This is a genomic window from Streptomyces globisporus, assembly GCF_003501885.1.
GTDB classification, from domain to species: Bacteria; Actinomycetota; Actinomycetes; order Streptomycetales; family Streptomycetaceae; genus Streptomyces; species Streptomyces globisporus_D.
The window spans coordinates 1-2,618 of the sequence record NZ_QWFA01000351.1; the positions used below are offsets into that span (position 1 = coordinate 1).

Annotated in this window: 2 protein-coding genes; one reads left to right on the forward strand and one right to left on the reverse strand. The window is 73.1% G+C overall.

The window, feature by feature from the left end:
• Positions 1-235: 235 nt before the first annotated feature.
• On the forward strand, positions 236-1,090 hold the full coding sequence (locus tag D3105_RS33340; RefSeq protein WP_118906544.1) for an SMP-30/gluconolactonase/LRE family protein: 855 nt from the start codon (positions 236-238) through the stop codon (positions 1,088-1,090).
• A 15-nt stretch (positions 1,091-1,105) separates the two neighbouring features.
• Here the strand turns inward: D3105_RS33340 and D3105_RS33345 are convergent, their stop codons facing one another.
• The gene (locus D3105_RS33345; protein WP_118906545.1) at positions 1,106-2,404 is read right to left on the reverse strand and encodes a DUF6986 family protein; all 1,299 of its coding nucleotides are present in this window, start codon (positions 2,402-2,404) and stop codon (positions 1,106-1,108) included.
• Positions 2,405-2,618 lie beyond the last annotated feature (214 nt).

Sequence of the window (2,618 nt, forward strand, 5' to 3'; positions counted from 1 at the left end):
CCACCCGCCCCTCCGCCCGTCGGCTCGGGCGGGCGCGCGGACCGGGCCACCCGGGGCGCCCCTCCCCTTCCCGGGCCGGTACGGCAGCGGGCAGGGCATCCAGAACAGGTACGCACCCATGAGCCGTCCCACACCGACCCGGTCGATCCCATGGATCTCCTCGATCCCGTCGACCTCACCGATCCCTTCAGCCCCGAAGCAGGGCGGCAGGCGGCCGCGTTGGCGGCTCGCGGCGATGGCCGCGGCGCTGCTGCTGTGCGCGGCGCCGGTCGCCTCCGCCTCACCCGGCACGGCGGACGGGCGCCCCCCGACACAGAGCGCGGCACCCCTGTACATCTCCGACTACAGCGACAACACCGTGCTGCGCCTGCCGCCCGGCGGCGGGGCCCCGGTCATGGTCGCGGCGACCGGTCTGATCCGCCCGACCGGGATGGCGCTCGCCCCCTCGGGCGACCTGTACATCTCCGACACCGGCAACAACCGGATCGTCCGGGTGCCGGGTGACGGCGGCCCCCAGACCGTCATCCCGACCACCGACCTCTCCCGCCCCATCGGGCTGGCGCTGAACGCGGACGGCGACCTCTACATCGCCGACAGCTTCAACGACCGGGTGGTGAAGGTGCCCGCCGACGGCAGCGGCCAGGTCACCGTCCCCACCACCGGGCTGCTCCACCCCAACGGGCTCGCCCTGGACACGGCGGGGAACCTCTTCGTGGCGGACTTCGTCAACGACCGCGTGGTGAGGGTCCCCGCCGACGGCGGCCCGCAGACGACCGTGCCCACGACCGGCCTCTCCCAGCCGACCGGCCTGGCTTTCGGCCGAGGAGGAGACCTGTTCGTCTCCGACAGCGGCAACGACCGCGTGGTGCGGCTGCCGGCGGGCGGGGGGCCGCAGCGGACCGTCCCGACGACCGGGCTCAACTCTCCGTACGGCCTGGCCTTCGACCCGGCCGGCGCGCTGTACATCGCGGACTTCAACAACGACCGGGTGGTGAAGCTGCCGGTGCGCGGTGGTCAGCGGACGGTGCCGGTCGCGGGCCTGCGCACCCCGGCGGGACTGGCCATCCCCTCGGAGCGCGCAGGCTACTGAGTCTCTCTTTCCGGCTTACGGAGCGGTGACCGTCAGGTCGCCCCGGCGCGGGGAGGCGAAGGCGTCCAGGTCCGCGCGGGTCAGGCCGGTCAGCCGGGCGACCTCGGCGGTGTCCAGCGCGCCGCAGTCGATGCCGCGCAGCAGGTAGCCGCTGAGGGCCTTGGCGGTGGCGGGCTCGTCCATGACGTCACCACCGGCCTTGGCCACGTAGGCCGAAAGACGGGCGGCGGCGGGCTCCAGGCCCTCGCGGTAGAAGGCGTAGACAGCCGCGTAGCGCGTCGGCAGGTGGCCGGGGTGCATGTCCCAGCCCTGGTAGTAGGCGCGGGCCAGAGCACGGCGGGTGAGGCCGTAGTGGAGCCTCCACGCCTCGTGGACCTGGGCGGTCGGGCCGACGGGCAGGACGTTGGTGGAGCCGTCGGAGACGCGTACGCCGGTGCCGGCGGCGGCGACCTGCATGACGGCCTTGGCGTGGTCGGCGGCGGGGTGGTCGCTGGCCTGGTAGGCGGCGCTGACCCCGACGCAGGCGCTGTAGTCGAAGGTGCCGTAGTGCAGTCCGGTCGCCCGGCCCTGCGCCGCGTCGATCATGCGGGCGACGGCGGCGGTCCCGTCGGCGGCGAGGATGGACTGGCTGGTCTCGATCTGGATCTCGAAGCCGATGCGCCCGGCGTCGAGACCGTGGGCCTTCTCGAAGGCTTCGAGGAGCTGGACGAAGGCGGTGACCTGCTCGGGGTACGTGACCTTGGGGAGGGTCAGCACGAGCCCTTCGGGGAGCCCTCCCGCCGCCATCAGTCCAGTGAGGAAGACGTCCGTGGTACGGATGCCCCGGTCGCGGACACCGGCCTCCATGCACTTCATCCGGATGCCCATGTACGGGGCGGCGGTGCCGTTCGCGTACGCCTCGGAGACCAGGCGGGCGGCGCGGGCGGCGGCCTCGTCCTCCTCGGCGTCCGGGCGGGGGCCGTAGCCGTCCTCGAAGTCGATGCGCAGGTCCTCGACGGGCTCGCGCTCCAGCTTGGCGCGCACGCGGTCGTGGACCGGGCCCGCCAGCTCCTCGGGGATGCCGAGGACGGCGGCGAACGAAGCGGCGTCGGGGGCGTGTTCGTCGAGGGCGGCCAGCGCCCGGTCGCCCCAGGAGCGCAGGGTTCCGGGCTCGAAGACGTCACCGGGTACGTAGACGGTGTGCACGGGCTGGCGGGTACCGGGATCGCCCGGGTAGCGGCGGGCGAGTTCCGCGTCGACCGCCGTGAGGGAGGCGCTGATCTCCTCGCTGACCGCACCGGCGAGGCTCGTTGCCACCTTCTCCTGCTGACCCATGACCGTACCCTCCACGCTCTCGCTGTTTCCGCTTCCCGGAATCAACAATCCGTATAGTGAAGTTATAAGGCCGCTCGACCTGCGTCAATGGTCGCCCGGAACGGCACCGGGCCGCGCGGTGGGGTTCACCGTGCGGCCCGGGCGGGGTGGTGCGGGGTAGTGCTGGGGGATCAGCCCTTGCGGGTGTTGATCTCGTCGGTGAGCTGGGGGACGA

Excerpts from the sequence above, each read along its gene's own strand:
- D3105_RS33340 (WP_118906544.1), top strand. The coding sequence starts at position 236 with ATGGCCGCGGCGCTGCTGCTGTGCGCGGCGCCGGTCGCCTCCGCCTCA.
- D3105_RS33345 (WP_118906545.1), bottom strand. The coding sequence starts at position 2,404 with ATGGGTCAGCAGGAGAAGGTGGCAACGAGCCTCGCCGGTGCGGTCAGC.